The sequence below is a fragment of the Streptomyces sp. NPDC059455 genome (assembly GCF_042750115.1).
In the GTDB taxonomy this organism is placed as follows: Bacteria; Actinomycetota; Actinomycetes; order Streptomycetales; family Streptomycetaceae; genus Streptomyces; species Streptomyces endocoffeicus.
Window position 1 is genome coordinate 13,007 of sequence record NZ_JBHYVB010000036.1, and the last position, 24,877, is coordinate 37,883.

The window sequence follows — 24,877 nt, forward strand, 5'->3', positions numbered from 1 at the left end:
CGGTATCCATCCGGGTGGGGTGAACTGGTGGGGCGGGGTGGCGGGGCCGGGGGCGCCGCCCGGGGGGGTGCGCTGCCGGGGGCCGTGCCGGGCCGGGTCGGCCCCGGGGCCGACCGGACGGGGCACGGTGGCCTCCGGGCCGGACGGGGCAGGGCCCTGCCTCACCGCCCCACCCCGGCCTGGCTCGGCCCGCCTCGGCCCCGGTCGTACCGCTACCGCCCGTGCCTCGGCCCCCGCTTGCGCTCCATCATGTGCCGACCGAGCGCCTGCCGCTGCTTCCAGTCCCGCCGCAGCTCGGCGCGCAGCCGCGCGTCCGTACGGGCCGCGAGCCGCTCGTTCTCGCGGAGCAGTTTGCGGTAGCTCTCCAGCCGCCGCTCCGGCAGCGAGCCGTCGCCGATCGCGGCGAGCACCGCGCACCCGGGTTCGGCCTGGTGGGCGCAGTCGGGGAAGCGGCACCGCTCGGCGAGCTCCTCGATCTCGGCGAACGCCTGTGAGACGCCGCCCTCGGCGTCCCACAGCCCCACCCCGCGCAGCCCCGGGGTGTCGATCAGCACCCCGCCCGAGGGCAGGGGCAGCAGATCGCGGGTGGTCGTGGTGTGCCGCCCCTTGCCGTCGCTGTCGCGGATCGCCCGTACGTCCTGGACGGCCTCGCCCACCAGCGCGTTCGCCAGCGTGGACTTGCCCGCGCCGGACTGGCCGAGCAGCACCGAGGTGCCGGAGGCGAGCAGGGCGCCGAGCTCCTCCAGCCCCTCCCCCGCCGCGGAGCTGACCGGCAGCACCCGCACACCGGGCGCCGCCATCTCGGTGTCGGACACCAGATGGGCGAGGGTGTCCGGGTCGGGCACCAGATCGGCCTTGGTGAGGACGAGCAGCGGCTGGGCGCCGCTCTCCCAGGCCAGCGCGGTGAACCGCTCCACCCGCCCCAGGTCGAGCTCGGCGGCGAGGGAGACGGCGATGACGGCGTGGTCGACGTTGGCCGCCAGCACCTGGCCGTCCGAGCGCTTGGAGGAGGTGGACCGTACGAGGGCGGTACGGCGTGGCAGCAGCGTACGGACGTAACGCGGATCGCCCTCGGCGTCCACGGCGGCCCAGTCGCCGGTGCACACGATCCGCATCGGATCGCGCGGTGTCACCAGCTCGGTATCGGCCCGCGCCGGGCCGCTCGGCGTGACCAGATCGCACTGGCCACGGTCCACCCGGATCACCCGGCCGGGTACCACGCCCTGTGCGGCGTACGGGGCGAACGTCTCCGCCCAGCCGTCATCCCAGCCATAGGCGGCGAGGGAGTACGGAGACGCGGAGTCAGAGAGGCCAGAGAGGCCAGAGGAGTCAGAAGAGCTGGAAGAGCCGGAAGAAGTGCTGAACACGGAGGAAACCCTTCGAAGGGCGGCCTCCGAAGAGGTGTCAGCCGGAGACCGCAGGGGTGGAAATGAGGAACTCCTGAACGCGAGCGGCGCTCGCCACCGAGACCGTCATCAATGTCCTCACCTCCTGCTTTCCTCAACGCACGGCAACACGGACCATCACGGCCCGCACGGAACGGAGAAACCGTAGCCCATCCCCGCACGGGGCGCCATCCATTTTTTCTTTCGTTGAAAACGAAAGGGCCGCCCTCAACCACCCTGTGACCAGGGGAACATGACCCGAGCAGCGGCTCCCGAACATGCTTGCGCACCCGCCGGACGCTGAGGTACCTTCGCGACAGTTGATCTTTGTTTTCACGCGCGATAAACGGGTCAGGTCACCAGGTCACGGGGGAGTGTACCTAGTTGTCCACAGTCGCCGATTTGCCATGGCATCACGATGTCCATGATTCGGTAGCGGTCATCGGTTTCTCTTGTCGTTTACCGGGGGCCCGGACGCCCGAGGAATTCTGGCGTCTGCTCAGCGAGGGTACGGACGCGATCACGTCCGTACCGGAAGATCGATGGACTCCGCGTCAATCCGACGGCGGATCCGGGGCCCGAGCCGAAGCCGAAGCCGGGACGGAATTCGGCGCCTTCCTCGACGAGGTCGACCACTTCGACGCCGACTTCTTCGGCATATCGCCGCGCGAGGCCGCCGCCATGGACCCCCAGCAGCGGCTGATGCTCGAACTGGGCTGGGAAACCCTGGAGGACGCCAGCCTCACACCGGCCCGGCTCGCCCAAGGGCGGACGGGGGTGTTCGTCGGCGCCATCAACGACGACTACGCCACGCTGCTACGGCGGCACGGCGGCGACTCCGCGGTCACCCATCACACCCTGACCGGCCTCCAGCGCGGCATGATCGCCAACCGGCTCTCCTATCTGCTGGGCACCCGCGGCCCCAGCATGGTGGTGGACTCCGGCCAGTCGTCCTCGCTGGTCGCGGTGCACACCGCCGCCCAGAGCCTGCGCGACGGCGAATGCGACACCGCGCTCGCGGGCGGGGTCCACCTCAATCTCGCGTACGACGGCGCGCTGAGCGCCGCACGCTTCGGCGGGCTCTCCCCCGACGGCATGTGCTACACCTTCGACGCCCGCGCCAACGGCTTCGTCCGCGGCGAGGGCGGCGGTCTGGTGCTGCTCAAACCCCTCGCCCGCGCGCTCGCCGACGGCGACCGGATCCATGGGGTGCTGCGCGGCGGCGCGGTCAACAACGACGGCGGCGGGGACAGCCTCACCACCCCCAGCCGGACCGCCCAGGCGGAGGTGTTGCGCCGGGCGTACGCCGCTGCCGGGGTCGGCCCCGACGAGGTGCAGTACGTCGAACTGCACGGCACCGGCACACCCGTCGGCGACCCCATCGAGGCGGCGGCGCTGGCCGAGGCGATCGGCGCGGCGCGTACGAAGGACCGTCCGCTGCTGGTGGGGTCCGCCAAGACGAACGTGGGCCATCTGGAAGGGGCCGCGGGGATCACCGGCCTGATCAAGGTCCTGCTCTCCCTGAAGGCGGCGCATCTCCCGCCCAGCCTCAACTTCCGCTCCCCCAACCTCGCGATTCCGCTGGAGGAGTGGAATCTGCGGGTGCAGACCGAGCTGTCGGCGTGGCCGCGCCCGGACGCACCGCTGATCGCGGGGGTGTCGTCCTTCGGCGTCGGCGGGACCAACGCCCATGTCGTCGTGGAGCAGGCTCCGGTGGTCCCGCTCACCACGGGTGCGGCCGAAGGCGTCGCGGGCGCGTGGGGCGGTGACGTACTGCCGTGGGTGATCTCGGGGCGGACGCCGGACGGGGTGCGGGCGCAGGCCGCCCAGTTGAGGTCGTTCGCGGCGGGCGGATCGGTGGACGGTTCCGCAGGCGGATCGGTGGGTGGATCGGCGGGCGGTTCCGCGGACAGTTCCGCGGACGGCGACGTCTCCCCCGCCGACATCGGATGGTCGCTCGCCGAGCACCGGACGGCCCTGGAGCACCGTGCCGTGGTGGTGGCCGGGGACCGCGATGGGTTCCTGGCCGGGCTGGACGCGCTGGCCTCCGGCGAGCCCTCCGCCCATGTGGTCAACGGGATGGCCGGCGAGTCGGCCGCCGGTCCGGTGTTCGTGTTCCCGGGGCAGGGCTCGCAGTGGGTGGGCATGGCCGCCGAACTGCTCGACGCCTCGCCCGTGTTCGCCGAATCCATCGACCGCTGCGCCCGCGCCCTGGCCCCGCACACCGACTGGGACCTCCTCGACGTACTGCGGGACACCGAGGACGGCACCGCGCTGGAGCGCGCGGATGTGCTGCAGCCCACGCTCTGGGCCGTGATGGTCTCGCTGACGCGAGTATGGCGTTCGTTCGGCATCGTCCCGTCGGCCGTCGTGGGCCACTCGCAGGGTGAGATCGCGGCCGCGTGCGTGGCCGGAGCGCTGTCGCTGGAGGACGGTGCCCGGCTGATCGCCGTACGCAGCCGGATCGCGGGGGCGCTGATCGGCCGGGGTGGTCTCGCGTCCATCGGCGCGTCGGAGGAGCGGGCGGCCGAGCTGTTCGCGGACCGGGACGACGTATGGATCGCCGCGGTCAACGGACCCGGCGCGACGGTGGTCGGGGGCGGCCCGGAGGGGCTGGCCGAGGTCACGGCCAGAGCGGAGGCCGCCGGGCTGCGCCATCGCCGGGTGGCCACGGCGTATGCCTCGCACACCCCGCATGTCGAGGCGATCCGCGAGGAGTTCCTGCGGCTCGCGGCGCCGGTCGCGCCGCGCGCCGGGGACGTACCGATGTACTCGACCGTCACCACCGCCCCCATCGCGGGCGAGGCGCTGGACGCCGAGTACTGGTACCGCAACCTCCGCGAACAGGTCCGCTTCCACGACACCGTCCAGAATCTGCTCGCGGACGGCAACTCCCTCTTCCTGGAGAGCAGTTCGCACCCCGTGCTCACCACCGCCGTCCAGGACACGGGCGGCCTCGCCGTCGGCACCCTGCGCCGGGGCGAGGGCGGCACGCGGCGGCTGCTGCTCTCGCTGGCCGAGCTGTGGGTGCGTGGAGCCGCCCCCGACTGGGGGAAGCTGTTCGCCGGGACCGGCGCCCGCCGGGCCGAGCTGCCGGGCCGTGTCTTCCAGCGGCGGCGCCACTGGTTCGACACCGTGGCCACCCCGGGGGCCGCGGGTGCTCCGGGCCTTGATGTGGCCCATCAAGTACGGGCCCAGGCCGCCGCCGTCCTCGGACATACGACGGTGGCCGAACTCGACACCGGACGGACCTTCAAGGACCTCGGCTTCGACTCGATCTCGCTCAGCGAGCTGTGCAACCGCGTCAACGCCGCGCTGGGCACCCGCCTCACCCCCGCCGCGCTCTTCAGCCACCCGACCCCGGCCAGGCTCGCGGAACACCTCACCGCCGGCGGCCCTTCCTCCACACCCGCGGCGGTGGCCGCCCCCGACGACGAGCCGATCGCCATCATCGCGATGAGCTGCCGCCTCCCCGGTGGGGTGCACTCCCCGGAGGATCTGTGGCGGCTGGTGGCGGACGGACGGGACGCCATCTCGCCGTTCCCGGACGACCGCGACTGGGATCTGGAACGGCTGCACGGCACCGAGGGCACCGGCAGCAGCTTCGCCCGGAGCGGTGGATTCATCGACGGGGCCACGGACTTCGACGCCCGCTTCTTCGGCATCTCCCCGCGTGAGGCCCTGGCGATGGACCCCCAGCAGCGGCTGCTGCTGGAGACCTCCTGGGAGCTGCTGGAGCGCGCGGGCATCGCGCCCGACGCGCTGCGCGCCACCCGTACCGGTGTGTTCGTCGGCACCATGGACCAGGAGTACGGGCCACGGCTGCACGAGGCGCCGGAGGCGGTGGACGGCTATCTCCTCACCGGCAAGACCGCCAGTGTCGCCTCCGGCCGAATCGCCTATCTGCTCGGGCTCACCGGGCCCGCCATCACCCTGGACACCGCCTGCTCGTCATCGCTGGTGGCCCTGCACCTGGCGGTGCAGTCGCTGCGGCGGGGGGAGTCCTCGCTGGCCCTGGCCGGTGGCGTCACCGTCCTCAACACGCCGGGAATCTTCACCGAGTTCAGCCGCCAGGGCGGGCTGGCCCGCGACGGCCGGTGCAAGGCGTTCGCGGCCGGGGCCGATGGCACCGGAATGGCGGAGGGCGTCGGCATGCTCCTGGTGGAGCGGCTGTCGGACGCCCACCGCAACGGCCACCAGGTGATGGCCGTCATCCGTGGCACGGCGGTCAACCAGGACGGCGCCTCCAACGGCCTCACCGCGCCCAACGGCCGCTCCCAGGAGCAGGTGGTCCGGCAGGCGCTGGCGGACGCGGGCCTGTCAGCGTCCGATGTGGATGTGATCGAGGCACACGGCACAGGAACGGCGCTCGGCGATCCGATCGAGGCACAGGCGCTGCTCGCCACGTACGGCCGGGACCGACCCGCCGACCGGCCCGCACTGCTGGGGTCGGTGAAGTCCAACATCGGCCACACCCAGGCGGCGGCCGGAGTCGCGGGCATCATCAAGGCGATCATGGCGATGCGCCACGGTGTCGTCCCCGCCACGCTGCATGTGGACGAGCCGACCCCGCACGTGGACTGGGCCTCCAGTGGTGTGGAACTGGTGACGGAGGGGCGTCCGTGGCCGGAGGCCGGACGGGCGCGGCGGGCCGGAGTCTCGTCGTTCGGCATCAGCGGGACCAACGCCCATGTGGTCCTGGAGCAGGCCCCACCGGCTCCCGTCCCCGCCCGCGCCCGCGCCACCCGTCCCGCCAATCCGCTCGTCGAGGCGGAGGGTGTGCTGCCGTGGGTGGTGTCGGGCCGGACGCCCGCCGCGCTGCGAGCGCAGGCGGCCCGGCTGGGTGCGTTCGCCGCCACCTCCGACGCCATACCGTCGGACATCGGGTGGGCGCTGGCGACGCAGCGGGCCGCCATGGAACACCGTGCGGTGGTGGTGGCCGGGGGCCGGGACGGCTTCCTGACCGGGCTGGACGCGATCGCCGCCGGTGAGCCCTCCGCTCATGTGGTGGCCGGGGTGTCCGCCGGGTCGGCCGCCGGTCCGGTGTTCGTCTTCCCGGGGCAGGGCTCGCAGTGGGTGGGCATGGCCGCCGAACTGCTCGACGCCTCGCCCGTGTTCGCCGAATCCATCGACCGCTGCGCCCAGGCCCTGGCCCCGCACACCGACTGGGACCTCCTCGACGTACTGCGGGCGACCGGGGATGACGCGGGGCTGGAGCGGGTGGAGGTGGTCCAGCCCGCCCTGTGGGCCGTGATGGTGTCCCTGGCCCAGGTGTGGCGTTCGTTCGGCATCGAGCCCTCCGTCGTCATCGGCCACTCCCAGGGCGAGATCGCGGCCGCATGCGTAGCCGGTGCGCTCTCCCTCGACGACGGTGCACGGCTCGTGGCACTGCGCAGCCGCCTCATCGCCCAGGAGCTGGCCGGACACGGCGGCATGGTCTCCCTCACTGCCCCCGCCGACCAGGCGCGCGAGCTGCTGACCGGCCGCGACGACGTCTGGATCGCGGCCGTCAACGGGCCCACCTCCACCGTCATCGCCGGAACCCCCACCGGGCTCGCCGAGGCCACGGCAAAGGCCGAGGCCACCGGGATCCGGACCCGTGCGATCGCCGTCGACTACGCCTCCCACACCCCGCACGTCGAACGCATCCGGGAACAGCTCCTCCAACTCGCCGCGCCCATCACCCCCCGCGCCGGCGACATCCCCCTGTACTCCACCGTCACCGCCACCCTCATCGACGGCGAGACCCTCGACGCCGAGTACTGGTACCGCAACCTCCGCGAACCCGTCCGCTTCCACGACACGCTGCGGACCTTGCCCGCCGACGGCCACACCCTCTTCCTGGAGTCCAGCCCCCACCCCGTCCTCACCACCGCCGTCGAGGAGACCGGCCACGCCGCCGACCAGCCCGTGTTCGCCACCGGAACTCTGCGCCGCGACCAGGGTGGCGTCCGGCAGCTCCTCAGCGCCCTCGCCACCCTGTGGGCCCATGGCGTGGCCCCCGACTGGGCGGCGGTGTTCGCACCCAGTCACGCCACAGCCATCGATTTGCCCACCTACGCCTTCCAGCGCGAGCGTTACTGGCTCGCGCCCCTCGGCCCCGCCTCCGCCGTGCGGGTCGATCTGCCGTCCGCCACCGTGGCGGCCGAAGGGCCCGAGGCGCTCAACGGCTTCGCACGGCGGGTGGCCGAAGCGGCCGAGGGCGCGCCCCGGCTACGGGTGGTGCTGGACGAGGTGTGCCGCCACGCGGCGGCCGTGCTGGGCCTGTCGTCGGTCGACGAGGTGGAGACGCGGAAGGTCTTCCGGGATCTCGGCTTCGACTCGCTGACCGCCGTGGAACTACGGAACCGGCTGGCCGTGGCGACGGATGTGGCGCTCGCGCCGTCCGTCGTCTTCGACTATCCGACGCCCCTGACGCTGGCCCGGCATCTGCTGGACCGGCTCACGGGCGGGGACACCGCGGGAGCGGGCTCCTCGTACGCGCCGGGCGCCGTCGTCCCAGGAGCGGCCGCCCTGGACGAGCCGATCGCGATCGTGGCCACGAGCTGCCGCTTCCCCGCGGGCGTACGGTCGCCCGAGGATCTGTGGCGGCTGCTGCTGTCCGACCAGGACACGCTCTCCGCGTTCCCGGCGGACCGCGGCTGGGATCTCGGCGCGCTCCACCACCCCGGCCCCCAACGCCCCGGCAGCAGCTATGTCCACGAGGGCGGATTCCTCCCGGACGCGGCCGACTTCGACGCCGACTTCTTCGGCATCTCGCCGCGCGAGGCGATGGCGATGGACCCCCAGCAGCGGCTGCTGCTGGAGACCTCCTGGGAGGCCCTGGAACACGCGGGCATCGACCCGCTGTCGCTGCGTGGCAGCCGTACCGGGGTCTTCATCGGCCTCGTACCGCACGGCTACGGCGGTGCGGGCGCCGCCACCGAGGGGTCCGGGGCGTCCGAGGGCTACCTCTTCACCGGAGCGGCGGGAAGCGTGGCATCCGGCCGGATCGCCTACAGCTTCGGGCTGACCGGACCGGCCGTCACGGTGGACACGGCGTGTTCGTCCTCGCTGGTGGCACTGCATCTCGCCGTGCAGGCGCTGCGCAACGGCGACTGCGGGATGGCCCTCGTGGGCGGCGTCTCGGTGATCTCCACACCGGGTGTGTTCACCGAGTTCAGCCATCAGCGCGGGCTCGCCCCCGACGGCCGCTGCAAACCCTTCGCGGCGGCGGCGGACGGCACCGCGTGGGCGGAGGGCGTGGGCGTGCTGCTGGTCGAACGGCTGTCGGAGGCCCGCCGCAACGGCCACCAGGTGATGGCCGTCATCCGTGGCACGGCGGTCAACCAGGACGGCGCCTCCAACGGCCTCACCGCGCCCAACGGCCCCTCCCAACAGGCGGTCATCCGGCAGGCGTTGGCGAACGCACGTCTCGCGCCGTCCGATGTCGATGTGATCGAGGCGCACGGGACGGGTACGGCGCTGGGCGACCCCATCGAGGCACAGGCGCTGCTCGCCACGTACGGCCAGGACCGGCCCGCCGAACGCCCCGCCCTGCTGGGCTCGATGAAGGCCCACGTCGGCCACACCGGCGCGGCGGCCGGGGTCGCGAGCGTCATCAAGATGGTGCTGGCCCTGCGCCACGGTGTGGTGCCACACACCCTGCATGTGGACGAGCCCACGCCGCATGTGGATTGGGCATCCGGTGCGGTGCGGCTGGTGACGGAGAACGCGCCCTGGCCCGAGGCCGAACGGGCGCGTCGCGCGGCGGTGTCGTCGTTCGGGGTCAGCGGCACCAACGCCCATGTGATCCTCGAAGCGGCCCCGACGGCCGACGCCACGTCCCAGTCCCTGCCCACGGACGGTGTGCTGCCGTGGGTGATCTCGGCGCGTTCGGAGGCCGCGCTACGGGCACAGGCAGCGCGGTTGCGCGCGTTCGTGGCCACGAGCGATCGGCATCTCGCGGATGTCGGCTCGGCACTGGCACGGCACCGGGCCGCGCTGGAGCACCGCGCGGTGGTCGTCGCCGCCGACCGGGACACCTTCCTGACCGGGCTGGACGCCATCGCCACCGGCGAAGCCGCCGCCCATGTGGTCAGCGGAGTGGTTTCGGGCGAGCCGCCGTCCGGTGTGGTGTTCGTCTTCCCGGGTCAGGGGTCGCAGTGGGTCGGCATGGCCGCCGAACTGCTCGACACCTCGCCCGTGTTCGCCGAATCCATCGACCGCTGCGCCCAGGCCCTCGCCCCGCACACCGACTGGGATCTGCTCGATGTGCTGCGGGCGACCGGGGATGACGCGGGGCTGGAGCGGGTGGATGTCGTCCAGCCCGCCCTCTGGGCCGTGATGGTGTCCCTGGCCCAGGTGTGGCGTTCACTCGGCATCGAGCCCTCAGCCGTCATCGGCCACTCACAAGGCGAGATCGCCGCCGCGTGCGCAGCCGGTGTGCTGACCCTGGAAGACGGCGCGCGGCTCGTGGCACTGCGCAGCCGCCTCATCGCCCATGAGCTGGCCGGACACGGCGGCATGGTCTCCCTCACCACCTCCAGCGACCAGGCGCGCGAGCTGCTGACCGGCCGCGATGACGTCTGGATCGCCACCGTCAACGGCCCGACCTCCACCGTCATCGCCGGGAGCCCCGCCGCGCTCACCGATGTCATGGCACAAGCGGAAGCCACCGGGATCCGGGCCCGTGCGATCGCCGTCGACTACGCCTCCCACACCCCGCACGTCGAACGCATCCGGGAACAGCTCCTCCAGCTCGCCGCGCCCATCACCCCCCACGTCGGGCATGTGCCCATGTACTCCACCGTCACCGCAGCCCCCATCGACGGCGAGGCTCTCGACGCCGAGTACTGGTACCGCAACCTCCGCGAACCCGTCCGCTTCCACGACACCATCCACACCCTCACCGCCGACGGCCACACCCTCTGCCTCGAAACCAGCCCCCACCCCGTCCTCACCACCGCCATCCAGGAAGCCAACGCCCACGCCACCCCCACCCTCCGCCGCGACCACGGCGGCATCCAACAACTCCTCACCTCCCTCGCCACCCTCTGGACCCACGGCCTCACCCCCAACTGGTCAACCCTCCTCACCTCCAACACCCCCGCCAACCTCCCCACCTACCCCTTCCAACGCCACCGTTACTGGCTGGACACCGCGACCCCGGGCCGACACCGCGCCAACGCAACAACGAGCCCGGACCCGCACACCGGATTCTGGGAGGCCGTGGAGCGCGAGGACCTGGAAGGGCTGGCCCGGACCCTGCGGTTGGAGGAGTCACAGGCGGAGTTGACGACCCTGCTGCCCGTGCTGTCGGCGTGGCATCGACAGCAGAGCGCGGCGTCCACGATGGACGCGTGGCGGTATCGCGAGGGCTGGAAGCCGCTGCCCGACACCACCGCGCCCGCGCTCTCCGGCAGCTGGCTCGTCGTCCTGGCACCCGACCAGAAGGGCGATGCGCTGTACGAGGCGATCGCCACGGCCCTCAGCCGACACGGGGCCACGGTGGAAACGCTGGTCGTGGCGCCCGACGATCCGCGCCACTGGGCCGACACCCTCGCCGGCCTCACCGCACACACCACGGCGCACACCACCACGGGGCACACCACCGCGCCCGTCGTCGGCGTGCTCTCGCTGCTCGCCCGCGACGAGACCGCCGGGCTGCACCGCACCCTGCGGCTGGTTCAGGGCCTGGAGGCGGCGGGGCTGTTCGCGCCACTGTGGTGTGTCACTCAGGGTGCGGTGTCCGTCGGCGACCACGATCCGCTGACCGGTCCGGCGCAGGCGCTGGTGTGGGGTCTGGGCCGGGTGGCGGCACAGGAATTCGCCACCCGCTGGGGCGGGTTGGTGGATCTGCCCCAGGAGCTGGACGAGCGGACGACGGCCCGGCTGTGTGCCGTACTGGCCGCCGAGAGCCACGAGGATCAGGTCGCGGTCCGCGCCACCGGGATCCTCGGGCGCCGTGTCGTCAGGGCGCCACGCCTCGGCGATGTGCTTGACGACGGCTGGTCCCCCGGCCCGGGCACGGTCCTGATCACCGGTGGCACCGGCGCCCTCGGCAGCCAGGTGGCCCGTCGGCTCGCGGCCCGTGGCGCCGAGCATCTGCTGCTCGTCAGCCGTCGCGGGGACACCGCGCCGGGAGCGGCCGAGCTGGTGGCCGAGCTGACCGCCTCGGGGGCCGAGGCGACCGTGGCGGCCTGCGATGTGGGGGACGCCGACGCGCTCCGCGCGCTTCTGGCATCGATTCCGGCCGCGTACCCCCTGACCTCGGTGTTCCACACGGCGGCCGTGCTGGACGACGCCGCCATCACCTCCCTCACCCCCGAGCAGCTGGACCGGGTGCTGCGGGTGAAGGCCGATGCGGCGTGGCGGCTGCATGAGCTGTCCCGGGACCTGGAGCTGTCCGCGTTCGTGCTGTTCTCCTCCCTGGCGGGCACCGTGGGCATGGTGGGTCAGGGCAACTACGCGCCCGCCAACGCCTATATGGACGCCCTGGCTCGCCACCGCCGCGCGCGGGGGCTGGTGGCCACCTCCGTGGCCTGGGGTTCCTGGGCGCAGGGCGGTATGGCCGAACGGGACGCGGTGACCGAGCTGCGGCTGCGCCATGGCGTACCGCTGCTGCCGCCGGAGTCGGCGCTCCGCGCGCTGGAGGCCGCGCTGGCGGATGACGAAACGGCCCTGGTGATCGCCGATATCGACTGGGACCGCTTCGCCCACGCCTACACCGCCGCCCGTCCCAGCCCTCTCCTCGAGGAGATCCCCGAGGCCCGGCGGGCGCTCGCCGGGGTCGACGGTGCGGCGGCCCCGGCGGCGGACGGTGGTGGGGGCGGTCCGGTGGCGGCCCTGCGCGATCGGCTCGCCGACGCGAAGCCCGAGGAGCGCGAACGGCGGCTCCTCGAGGCCGTACGCGGCCAGGTGGCCGCCGTCCTCGGCCATGGCTCGGCCGAGGCCGTGGGCACCAGACGGCCGTTCCTGGAGCTCGGCCTGGACTCGGTCACGGCGGTGGAGCTGCGCAACCGGCTCGGGAGCGTCACGGGTCTCCAACTGCCCGCCACCGTGATCTTCGACTTCCCGACCGTGACCGAGCTCGTTGACTACCTGTACACACAGCTCTTCAGCGGCATCGGCGGCGACTCGGATGGCGGTGCCGCGCGTGACGGTGCCGCGCGTGACGGTGCCGCGCGTGACGGTGCCGCGCGTGACGGTGCCGCCGAACTCGACCGCCTGGAACGGCTGTTGGTGTCACTGCCGAGCGATGCCCCGGCCCGTTCCGAGATCGCCCACCGGCTGCGCCGACTGCTCCGGTCCGCCGTGGACGCCATGGACGCCGTAGGCACCGTGGACACCGCCGAGGAGCCGGTGACGTCCGACGATCTCGAAGCGGCCACCAACGACGAGCTCTTCGACTACATCGAGAAGGAGTTCGGGATCTCCTGATCCCGTTCCGCCCGGCCCGCCGACCGGCCGGTCCTCCGCCATACCCACCTCTCACCGCCGACTCTTCGCATGGAGCCCCGACATGGACGATGTGCACAAGCTCCGCCACTATCTGACCCGGGTCACCGCGGAGCTCAAGGAGACGCGGGCGCAACTGCGGGTGGCGGAGTCCGCGGCCGCCGAGCCGGTGGCGATCGTCGGGATGAGCTGCCGCTACCCCGGCGGAGTGGCCTCGCCCGAGGCGCTGTGGGAGCTCGTCGAAGGCGGCGGGGACGCCATTTCCGGGTTCCCGGTCGACCGTGGCTGGGATCTGGCGGGGCTGGTCGACCCGGACGGCGAACGGCCGGGCACCTCGTACACCGCCGAGGGCGGATTCCTGCACACAGCGGGCGAGTTCGATGCCTCCTTCTTCGGCATCTCCCCGCGTGAGGCGCTCGCTATGGACCCCCAGCAGCGACTGCTGCTGGAGACGTCCTGGGAGCTGTTCGAGCGAGCGGGCATCGATCCGGTGTCGCTGCGCTCCAGCCGGAGCGGGGTGTTCATCGGCGCCAGCTTCCATGACTACGGCAGCAGGCTGCCCGCGATCCCGGAGGAGGTCGAGGGCCATGCCATGACCGGTGTCGCGGGCAGTGTCATCTCCGGGCGTATCGCCTACACCTTCGGGCTGACCGGCCCGGCCCTCACCGTGGACACCGCGTGTTCGTCCTCGCTGGTGGCGCTGCATCTGGGGGTGCGGGCGCTGCGCGACGGCGAGTGCGGGATGGCGGTCGTCGGCGGAGTCGCCGTGATGTCCACGCCGGATCTGTTCACCGAGTTCAGCAGGCAGCAGGGGCTGGCCCGGGACGGCCGGTGCAAGGCGTTCTCCGCCGCCGCGGACGGCATGGGCGCGGCCGAGGGCGTCGGGCTGCTGCTGGTGGAACGGCTGTCCGACGCCCGCCGCAACGGCCACCAGGTGCTCGGCGTGATCCGTGGCACCGCGGTCAATCAGGACGGTGCCTCCAACGGGCTCACCGCGCCCAACGGCCCCGCCCAGCGGCGGGTGATCCAGGACGCGCTGGCCGACGCGGGCGTGGCCTCGTCCGAGGTGGATGTGATCGAGGCACACGGGACCGGTACGGCGCTGGGCGACCCCATCGAGGCGCAGGCGCTGCTCGCCACGTACGGCCAGGACCGGTCCGCCGAACACCCCGCGCTGCTGGGCTCGGTGAAATCCAACCTCGGCCATACCCAGGCGGCGGCGGGCGTGGCCGGTGTGATCAAGATGGTCATGGCGATGCGCCATGACGTCGTACCGCGCACCCTGCATGTGGACGAGCCGACGCCGCATGTGGACTGGGGCTCCGGTGCGGTGGAGCTGGTGACGGAGAACGCGCCCTGGCCCGAAGCAGAACGGGCACGCCGCGCGGCGGTGTCGTCGTTCGGGGTCAGCGGCACCAACGCCCATGTGATCCTCGAAGCGGCCCCGACGGCCGACACCACGTCCCAGTCCCTGCCCACGGAGGGTCTGCTGCCGTGGGTGATCTCGGCACGCTCCGAGACCGCGCTACGTGCACAGGCCGCGCAACTGCTGACGTTCGCGGCCACGAGCGACCGGCACCTCGCCGACATCGGCTGGACACTCGCACAACACCGGGCCGCGCTCGACCACCGCGCGGTGGTCGTGGCCGCCGACCGGGACACCTTCCTGGCCGGACTGGACGCCGTTGCCACCGGCGAGCCCGCCACCCATGTGGTCAGCGGAGTGGCCCCAGAAGAACCGCCGTCCGGTGTGGTGTTCGTCTTCCCCGGTCAGGGGTCGCAGTGGGTCGGCATGGCCGCCGAACTGCTCGACACCTCGCCCGTGTTCGCCGAATCCATCGACCGCTGCGCCCAGGCCCTCGCCCCGCACATCGAGTGGAACCTCCTCGACGTCCTACGCGAGACCTCGGACGAAAACGCGCTGGAGCGGGTGGAGGTGGTCCAGCCCGCCCTGTGGGCCGTGATGGTGTCCCTGGCCCAGGTGTGGCGTTCACTCGGCATCGAGCCCTCCGCCGTCATCGGCCACTCACAAGGCGAGATCGCCGCCGCATGCGTAGCCGGTGCGCTCTCCCTCGACGACGGTGCACGGCTCGTGGCACTGCGCAGCCGCCTCATCGCCCAGGAGCTGGCCGGACACGGCGGCATGGTCTCCCTCACTGCCCCCGCCGACCAGGCGCGCGAGCTGCTGACCGGCCGCGACGACGTCTGGATCGCGGCCGTCAACGGGCCCACCTCCACCGTCATCGCCGGAACCCCCACCGGGCTCGCCGAGGTGACCGCCGCAGCCGAGAACGCCGGACTGCGTACCCGCACCATCCCGGTCGACTACGCCTCCCACACCCCCCACGTCGAACGCATCCGGGAACAGCTCCTCCAACTCGCCGCGCCCATCACCCCCCGCGCCGGCGACATCCCCCTGTACTCCACCGTCACCGCCACCCCCATCGACGGCGGGACCCTCGACGCCGAGTACTGGTACCGCAACCTCCGCGAACCCGTCCGCTTCCACGACACCATCCACACCCTCACCGCCGACGGCCACACCCTCTACCTCGAGACCAGCCCTCACCCCGTCCTCACCACCGCCATCCAAGAAGCCAACGCCCACGCCACCGGCACCCTCCGCCGCGACCACGGCGACACCCAACAACTCCTCACCTCCCTCGCCACCCTCTGGACCCACGGCCTCACCCCCAACTGGCCCGCAATCCTCACCCCCAACACCCCTACCCCCACCCCCGCCAACCTCCCCACCTACCCCTTCCAACGCCACCACTACTGGCTTTCGGCGGCCGAGCGGGCCGGGGATCTCGCGGGCGCGGGGCTGTCCGTGGTGGGGCATCCGCTGGTGGCGGCCGGGGTGAGCATGGCCGAGGGCGGCGGGTTCGTGTTCACGGGCCGGATCTCCACCCGTACGCATCCATGGCTGGCCGACCACATGGTGCTGGACCGGGTTCTGGTGCCGGGCGCGGCCCTGCTGGAGCTCGTGCTGGGAGCCGGGCGGCACATGGGCGCCGAACGGCTGGACGAGCTCGTTCTGCACACCCCGCTGACCGTCCCGTCCGATGACACCGCCCTCGACATCCAGGTGGGCATCGACACGGCGGACGAGCGGGGCGCATGCGCCGTACGGCTGCACTCCCGGCCACACCGCCCGGGGCAGGACGACGATCCGGCGGACTGGGTGTGTCATGCCACGGGGACGCTGACGGCCTCCGCGTCGTCGCCCGGCGACGAGTACGACGAGCACATGGACGCGGACGCGGAGCCGGAGGCCGAGGCCCAGTGGCCGCCCACCGGCGCGGAGCCGGTGGACATCGACGCGTTCTACGAGCGGCTGGCGGACCACGGCTATGGCTACGGCCCGGTGTTCCAGGGCGTGGGTGCCGTATGGCGCCGGGGCGAGGAGGTGTTCGCCGAGGTGCGGCTGCCGGAGTCGGCCGCCGGTGACGTGGGCCGGTTCGGTGTGCATCCGGCGCTGGTGGACGCGGCGTTGCAGCCGCGGCTGGTGGGGCTCCTGGAGGGCGAGACGGAGCGGATGATGCCGCTGTCGTTCTCCGGGGCACGGCTGCATGCCACGGGTGCGACCGTCGCCCGGGTGCGGATGGCGCCCACGGGGCCGGGCGGGATCTCGGTGTGGATGACGGACCTCGCCGGGCTGCCGATCCTCACCGTCGACGAGGTGGTCTCGCGGCCCCTGACGGACGACGCGCTGACGGTCGCCACCGGGACGGCCCCGGACGCGCTCTTCGAGGTCACATGGACGCCGCTGCCCCTCCGGCCGTCCGAGGCCACGGAGCCCATGGCGGTGCTCGGCACTGCCCTGCCCGACGCCCCCGACGCCCCCGTCCATGCGGACGTGGCCGCGCTCCTCGCCGCCGTACGCAACGGCACACCGCTGCCCCAGCTGGTGGTGCTGCCCGCTTTCCCGGCGCAGGCGCCGGACGGGGTGGCCGATATGCCCGCCGCTAGCCGGGACCGGTTGGCGGCCGTGCTGGAGACGGTACGGGAGTGGCTGAGCCATCCCGAACTCGACGGCGTTCGGCTGGCGTTGGTGACCCGGAGTGCGGTGGCGGCGTTCCCGGGTGAGCGGGCCGAGCTGGCGCTGGCCGGGGTGCGGGGGCTGTGGCGTTCGGTGTGCTCGGAGCACCCGGGCCGGTTCGCTCAGGTGGATCTGGACGGCGCGCCCGAGTCCACGGCGGCGCTGTCCGCCGCCCTCGCCACCGGTGAGCCGGAGCTCGTGGTGCGCGTCGGAGCGGTGTCCGTCCCACGGCTGGGCCGGGTCTCGCCGTCGGACGCCGGAATACTGGCGGCCCCCGAGGGGGCCTGGAGCCTGGACCTGGACACCGGGGGCACCGTGGAGGGGCTGCGGCTGGTGCCCGCTCCGCGGGTCGAGGAGCCCTTGGCCCCGGGCCAGGTGCGGATCGCGGTACGCGCCACGGGCGTCAACTTCCGTGATGTCCTTGTCTCCTTGGGCGTGGTATCCAGCGGTGAGGGCCTCTTCGCGGCCGAGGGCGCCGGTGTGGTGCTGGAGGTCGGCCCCGGTGTCGACGGCCTCGCGGTGGGCGACCGGGTGATGGGGCTGGTGTCGGGCGCGTATGCGGGCCCCGTGGCGGTGGCCGACGCCCGGATGGTCGTGCGGATGCCCCACGGCTGGACGTTTCCGCAGGCGGCGTCGGTGCCCGCCGTGTTCCTGACCGCGTACTACGCGCTGGTCGAGCTGGCCCGGGTGCGTGCGGGCGAGGCGGTTCTGGTGCACGCCGCCGCGGGGGGCGTGGGGATGGCGGCGGTACGGCTGGCGCGCCATCTCGGGGCCGAGGTGTACACCACCGCGAGCGAGCCGAAGTGGCCCGTGGTGCGCGGCATGGGCGTTCCGGCCGAGCGGGTGGCGTCGTCGCGCACCCTGGAGTTCGCCGACCGCTTCCTGACCGCGACCGATGGCCGTGGCGTCGATGTCGTCCTGAACTGTCTGGCCGGGGAGTTCATCGACGCCTCGCTGACGCTGCTGCCGCGCGGCGGCCGGTTCATCGAGATGGGCAAGACGGATGTCCGGGACGCCGATGGGGTGGCCGCGCGATGGCCGGGCGTCGGCTATCGGGCGTTCGACCTCGCCGAGGCCGGGGCGGAGCGGCTGGGCGCGATGCTGGCCGGTCTCGCCGAGCTGTTCGAGGCGGGTGTGCTGGCGCCACTGCCGGTGACGGCGTGGGACACCCGCCGGGCACGGGAGGCGTTCCGCCACGTCAGCCAGGCACGTCACACCGGGAAGGTGGTGCTCACCCCGCCCCGGGACGCGATCGACGGCACCGTGCTGATCACCGGTGGCACGGGGGTCATCGGCTCGGCGGTGGCCCGGCATCTGGTCACCCGCCATGGCGTCACCGACCTCGCCCTCGTCGGCCGACGGGGCTCGGACGCCCCCGGAGCACGCGAACTCGTCGCCGAACTGGTCGAGTTGGGCGCCACGGCCCGGGTGGTGGCGTGTGATGTGTCCGACCGCGCGGCGCTGGGCGCGCTGCTGGACGGCCTGCCGGGGCTGCGCGGTGTGGTGCACGCGGCCGGGGCGCTGGACGACGGTGTGGTCTCCGCGCTGACCCCCGAGCGGCTGGACACCGTGCTGCGCCCCAAGACGGACGCGGCCTGGTATCTGCATGAGCTGACCCGGGACCGGGACCTGGCGCTGTTCGCGCTCTTCTCCTCCGCCGCCGGGGTGCTGGGCTCGGCGGGCCAGGGCAACTACGCGGCCGCCAACGCGTTTCTGGACGCCCTCGCCCGGCACCGCCGCGACCAGGGCCTGCCCGCACACGCGCTCGCCTGGGGCCTGTGGGACGAACGCGGCGCGATGACCGGTGGCCTGGGCGCCACCGACCTCGACCGGATGCGCCGTCAGGGCGTCCGGCCACTCACCACCGACCAGGGGCTGGCGCTCTTCGACGCGGCCATACGGGCGCCCCGCGCGCTCAGCGTTCCGGTGCGCCTGGACGTGGCCGCCCTGCGCCGCCACGGCGAGCCCGCGCCGCTGCTGCGCGGGCTGGTCCGTACGACGGCGGCCCGGCGCGGCGCCGCCAACACGGCCACGGGCGGCGGGCTGCGGGATCGCCTGGCCGCGCTGCCCCCGGCGGACCGCGAGCGCACGCTGAGCGACCTCGTACGGGCCCAGGCCGCCGTGGTGCTGGGGCATACGGGCGGTGACGCGGTGGCCGGGGACCGCTCGTTCAGGGACCTGGGCTTCGACTCGCTGACCGCCGTGGAGCTGCGCAACCGGCTCGGCACGGCCACCGGGCTGCGGCTTCCGGTGACCACCGTCTTCGACCATCCGACCCCGGCCGCGCTGGTGGCCGAGCTGCTGCGGCTGCTGGCGCCGGACGGCGAAACCACCGGCGCCCGGTCCGCCGCCTCCGCGTCGGCCACCCGTGCCGCCACGGCCGCCGATGACGACGACCCGATCGCGATCGTCGGGATGAGCTGCCGCTTCCCCGGCGGGGTGCGCTCGCCCGAGGAGCTGTGGCGACTGCTGGCCGAAGGCCGGGATGCCATCGGCTCCTTCCCCGACGACCGTGGCTGGCACGCCGAGCTGGGCCGCCCCGGCGGACCCGGGACCCATGCGCCGGCCGGTGGCTTCCTGTACGACGCGGCCGACTTCGACGCCGAGTTCTTCGGCATCTCGCCCCGTGAGGCGCTGGCAACGGACCCCCAGCAGCGGCTGCTGCTGGAGACCACATGGGAGGCGTTCGAACACGCGGGCATCGACCCCACCGCGCTGCGCGCCACCCCGACCGGGATCTTCGCGGGGCTGATCTACCACGACTACGCCACGCGCTTCCCCGAGCAGCTGGCCGACGGCTTCGAGGGCTATCTCGGCAACGGCAGCGCGGGCAGCGTGGCCACCGGCCGGGTGGCCTACGCCCTCGGGCTCGAGGGCCCGGCCATCACCGTGGACACCGCGTGTTCCTCGTCCCTGGTGGCGCTGCACCTGGCCGCGCAGGCGGTACGGCAGGGCGAATGCGGTCTCGCGGTGGCCGGTGGGGTGACGGTGATGTCGACCCCACGGCCGATCGTCGAGTTCAGCAGGGTCGGCGGGCTGGCCCCCGACGGGCGGTCCAAGGCGTTCGCCGCCGAGGCCGACGGGATGGGCTTCGCCGAGGGCGTCGGCATGCTGGTGGTCGAGCGGCTGTCCGACGCCCGCCGCAACGGCCACCGGGTGCTGGCGCTGCTCCGGGGCTCCGCGCTCAACCAGGACGGCGCGTCCAACGGCCTCACCGCGCCCAGCGGCCCGGCCCAACAGCGCGTCATCCGGCAGGCGTTGGCGAACGCGGGACTCACGGCGGCCGATGTGGACGTGGTCGAGGCGCACGGTACGGGGACATCGCTGGGCGACCCGATCGAGGCGCGGGCCCTGCTCGCCACGTACGGCCGGGACCGGCCCGCCGACCGGCCGGTGGTGCTGGGCTCGGTGAAGTCCAACCTCGGCCACACCCAGGCGGCGGCCGGGGTCGCGGGTGTCATCAAGATGGTGCTGGCGATGCGCCATGGCGTCGTACCCCGCACCCTGCACGCCGAACGCCCCACCGAGCGGGTGGACTGGACGGCGGGGGCGCTGCGGCTCGCCGCCGAGAACGAGCCCTGGCCCTCGGCCGATGCGCCCCGTCGCGGCGCGGTGTCGTCGTTCGGCATCAGCGGCACCAACGCCCATGTGATCCTGGAGGAGTCGCCGGACGCCGACATCGCCACTGAGCCGACGCCGGTGGCGGTGGCGGTGCCGTGGGTGCTCTCGGCGAAGAGCGCCGAGAGCCTGCGCGACCAGGCCCGCCGACTGCGGGAGCGGCTGGCCGCCGAACCGGACTTGGCGCCCGTCGATGTGGCCCGCTCGCTGCTGTCCCGGGCCGTCTTCGGGCGGCGCGCCGTGGTGATCGGCCGCACCCGGGAGGACTTCCTGGACCGGCTGGCGGCGCTCGGCCGTGGCGAACCGGCCACCGGGGTGGTGCGGAGTGTGTCCACGGACCGGCCCGTGGACGCCGACCGGTCGGGGCCGGTGTTCGTGTTCCCCGGGCAGGGCTCCCAGTGGGCCGGGATGGCGGCCGAACTCCTCGATGCCTCAACGGAGTTCGCCGAGTCGTTCGACGACTGCGCCCGTGCGCTGGCCCCGTATGTCGAGTGGTCACCGCTCGATATGGTGCGCGGACGCCCCGGCGCGCCGTCGCTGGACCGGGTCGATGTGGTGCAGCCGGTGCTGTGGGCGGTCATGGTGTCCCTGGCGCGGGTGTGGCGGTCCCATGGGGTCGAGCCCGCCGCCGTGGTGGGGCATTCCCAGGGCGAGCTGGCGGCGGCGTGTGTCGCGGGGGTGCTGTCGCTGGAGGACGCCGCCCGTGTCGTCGCGCTGCGCAGTCGGCTGATCGGGAGCGAACTGGCGGGCCGGGGCGGCATGGTCTCGCTGCCCGTGCCGGTGGACGAGGCCGGGAAGCTGGTGGCGCCCTGGGGCGAGCGGCTCTGCGTGGCCACCGTGAACGGGCCCGGCTCGACCGTGGTCGCCGGGGATACGGCGGCGCTGGACGAGCTGATGGCGGCGTGTGAACGCGACGGGGTGCGGGCGCGCCGCATCCCGGTGGACTACGCCTCGCACACTCCGCAGGTCGAACGGATCCGTGAACGGCTGCTGGAGCTGGCCGCGCCCATCACACCTCGCCCCGGCGAGGTGCCGATGTACTCGACGGTGACCGGCGCCCTCCTCGACGGCGCGAGTGCCGACGCGGAGTACTGGTACCGGAACCTCCGCGAGACCGTGCGGTTCGAGCAGGCGACCCGCGCCCTGGCCGACACCGGGCACACGGTGTTCATCGAGGTCAGCCCGCACCCGGTGCTGATCCCCGGGATCGAGCAGACGGTCGAGCGGACACCGCCGGGCACCTCGACAGCCGTGGTGGTGGGCACGCTGCGGCGGGACGAGGGCGGCCGGGAGCGGCTGCTCACGGCGCTCGCGGAGCTGTTCGTGGCCGGTGGCGCGGTGGCGTGGCCGACCGCGTTCGCAGGCGGGCGGCCCGTCGATCTGCCGACGTACGCGTTCCGCGCGCGGCGGTACTGGCTGGACGCGCCCGAGCACACCGGGGACGTGGGCGGCGCCGGGCTCACGGCGGTGGACCATCCGCTGCTCGCGGGGGCGGTGGCCCCGGCCGGGACCGACACGGTGCTGTTCACCGCGCGGCTGTCGCAGACCACTCACCGCTGGCTCGCCGACCACGCGGTGCTGGGCGGTGTGGTGCTGCCCGGCAGCGTGTTCCTCGACTGGGCGCTGTACGCGGGACGTACGGTCGGCTGCCCGCACCTGCCCGAACTCACCCTCCAGGAGCCGCTGTTCCTGCCCGCTACCGAGGCTGCCCACCTGCAGATCCAGGTGGGCGAGCCCGATGAGGAGGGTCGGCGGGAGCTCACCGTGCACTCCCGCCGCGAGTCGGCGGCCGAGGACACGGCGGCGGGCTGGACCTGCCATGTGCGGGCCGTCGTGGCACCGGATCCGGCGGGCCCGGAAGGCACCCGGGACGACGGCACCGATGCGGCCGCGTTCGCCGAAATGGCGGCCGCCTGGCCGCCGCCCGGAGCCCGCGCCGTCGACCTGACGGGCTTCTACGACCGGCTGGCGTCCGACGGCTTCGACTACGGCCCGGCCTTCCGCGGTCTGCGGTCGGCCTGGCGGCGCGACGGGGACGTCTTCGCGGAGGTGGCCCTGGGCGAGGGGGACGGTGGCGGACCCGTGGACGGCTTCGCGCTGCACCCCGCGCTGCTCGACACCGCCCTGCACGCGATCGGCCTCGGCGGGTTCTTCGACCAGGCGGAGTCGGCGGGCGCGCCGATCCGGATGCCGTTCTCCTGGACCGGTGTCCGGCCGCACTCCGCCCCGGACACCGCCCCGCCCGCCACCGTACGGGTACGGCTGTCCGCCGTCGGCCCGGACGCCATCGGTGTCCATCTCACTCGCGACAACGGTCAACCGCTCGCTCATATCGAGGAGTTGACGCTGCGGCCGGTGTCCGCGGACCGGTTGCGGGCGGCCGCGGAGGAGCGTGCGGCCCGTCCCGTACGGCGCGAACGGCCGGGCCCCCGGCCGCAGGACACCGCCGCCGCCCAGCGCGTCCTGGACGCCCCGCCCGAGGACCGGGAACGGCTGCTGGCGGACCTCGTCCGGGAACAGCTGCGCGCGGTGCTCCACCACGATGCGGGCGCCGAGATCGGCCAGGATGCCGAGTTCCTGGCGCTCGGCATGGACTCGGTGCGCGGGATCGATCTGCGCGACCGGCTCGCCACACTGCTCGGGCTCCGGCTGTCGGCCACGGCGACGTTCGAGCACTCGACCGTGGACCGGCTCGCCGGGCACCTGGCCGTCTTGGTGGACAGCCGGGCCGACACCCGGCCGAGCGCGCCCGTGGCCGACACCATGCCCCAGCGGCAGACCGCCCCCGAAACCGCGCCCGAGACCGCCCCGGACGGCTCCACGCCACCCCCGTCCGCCATCGAGCTGGAGCTGGCGAAGGCCACCGCGGCCCCGGAGTCGGACCCCTACGACAGCCTCACCACCCTCTACCACCAGGCGTACGCCAGCGGCCGGGCCCAGTCGGTGGGCATGGCACTCATCCAGGCCGCGGGCCGGCTCCGGCCGTCCTTCACCACCGAGGGCGCCGCCGACCACATCCTCCCGCCGGTGAAGATGGCGAGTGGCGACGGCACCCGGGCCACGCTGGTGTGTCTGCCCGCCATCACCGCCACCGCCGGGCCGATCCAGTACGGAATGATGGCGCAGATGTTCGAGGGCAGGCGGGATGTGCTCTCCCTGGTCAACCCCGGTTACCTCGAAGGCGAGTTGGTGGCCGACAGCTTCGACGCCCTGATCGAACTGCACCTCCATCAGCTGCGCGCGGCCCTCGGCGCCGAGGCTTACGTCCTGGTCGGACACTCCATGGGCGGGCTGCTCGCCTACGCCCTGGCGGAGCGGGCCGAACGGGCGGAGCTGCCGCCCGGCGCGGTCGTGCTGCTCGACACCTTCGAGGCCACCCACCAGTTCTCCGAGAAGACCCACATCGCGCTGAACGAGGGCCTGGACTCCCGGGAGCAACTGCTCGGCGACTTCGCGCTGACCGGCGCGAAGCTCTCGGCGAGCGGGCGTTACAACGCGCTGCTGATGGAGGAGTGCGCGCTGCGGCCCGCCCAGAGCCCGACGTTCTTCCTGAGCGCGGCCGAGCCCATGCCCCACCAGGACGAGGGGTTCGAGGGCGACGCCTGGCGCGCGACCTGGCCCTTCCCGCACACCGCCCAGGCCACCCCGGGAGACCACTTCACGATCATGGAGCACCACCTCCCCGAGACCACCGAGGCCATCGAGAACTGGCTCACCGAACGGGGGCTGTGACCGCGTCGGCAGATCGTGACGCCCGCGGCGGGCTGTTCCCCTCCCCGCCCCTTCCCACGCAGCATCGATGTGCGGCTCCGCCGCGTGCGGGCTCCGCCCCGGCCCCCGAGGTCCAGGGGCGGAGCCCCTGGTAACGGGAAGGGGCCGCCGTCGGGCTCTCCAACGGCACCTGTGCGCTGCTGCGCGCCCCCGAGCAGTTGGCCGCCCTCCGGGCCGATTACGCGCTGCTGGACGCCGCCGTCGAGGAGGCACCTGGACTTCAGCCACGGCGTCCACCACTGCCTGGGCGCGCCGCTGGCCCGGCTGGAGGCCACGATCGCGCTGCGGGCGCTGCTGGAGCGGTGCCCGGACCTGGCCCTGGACACCGACCCGGACACCCTGGCCTGGCGCCCCAGCATGATGCGCGGCCTCCTTCGGCTGCCGGTGCGGTTCACCCCTGTGGGGTAGGGCGGGGTAGGACGCGGCGCGGTCAGCGCGCGGTCAGCGCACCGGGTGGTCGTCGTCCGCCGCGGTGTCGTCCGCGCCGTCCGCCGCGGACCGTACCTCCGGACGCCTCGGCCCCAGCCGGGGCGGCCGGGGCGCCCCCGCCCCCCGCCCCCCCGGCGGTGGGCCCGAGGGCTGCGCCGTGCCCGCGGCCGGATACGCGGGCCGCCCACCCGGC

General features: G+C 73.5%; 4 protein-coding genes and 1 pseudogene. 3 read left to right on the forward strand and 2 right to left on the reverse strand.

Going from position 1 to position 24,877, the window contains the following annotated elements; genetic code table 11:
- Positions 1–212: 212 nt before the first annotated feature.
- On the reverse strand, positions 213–1,367 hold the full coding sequence (gene rsgA / locus ACFXB5_RS15565) for a ribosome small subunit-dependent GTPase A (protein ID WP_385207528.1): 1,155 nt from the start codon (positions 1,365–1,367) through the stop codon (positions 213–215).
- A gap of 420 nt (positions 1,368–1,787) precedes the next feature.
- Here rsgA and ACFXB5_RS15570 point away from each other — a divergent pair, with 420 nt between their 5' ends.
- The 3 genes from ACFXB5_RS15570 (at position 1,788) to ACFXB5_RS15580 (ending at position 24,663) form a co-directional block, all read left to right on the forward strand.
- Positions 1,788–12,806 carry a type I polyketide synthase gene (locus tag ACFXB5_RS15570; RefSeq protein ID WP_385207531.1) on the forward strand — a complete coding sequence of 3,673 codons (11,019 nt, stop codon included), beginning with the start codon at positions 1,788–1,790 and terminating at the stop codon, positions 12,804–12,806.
- A gap of 91 nt (positions 12,807–12,897) precedes the next feature.
- A complete protein-coding gene (locus tag ACFXB5_RS15575) occupies positions 12,898–24,216 on the forward strand; it encodes an SDR family NAD(P)-dependent oxidoreductase (RefSeq protein WP_385207619.1) in 11,319 nt (3,772 codons plus the stop codon).
- Positions 24,217–24,387: 171 nt separating this feature from the next.
- The gene (locus ACFXB5_RS15580; protein ID WP_385207533.1) at positions 24,388–24,663 is read left to right on the forward strand and encodes a cytochrome P450; all 276 of its coding nucleotides are present in this window, start codon (positions 24,388–24,390) and stop codon (positions 24,661–24,663) included.
- A gap of 33 nt (positions 24,664–24,696) precedes the next feature.
- On the opposite strand, the pseudogene ACFXB5_RS15585 reads toward ACFXB5_RS15580, so the two are convergent.
- Positions 24,697–24,877: pseudogene (locus ACFXB5_RS15585) on the reverse strand (YihY/virulence factor BrkB family protein); the annotation flags it as partial.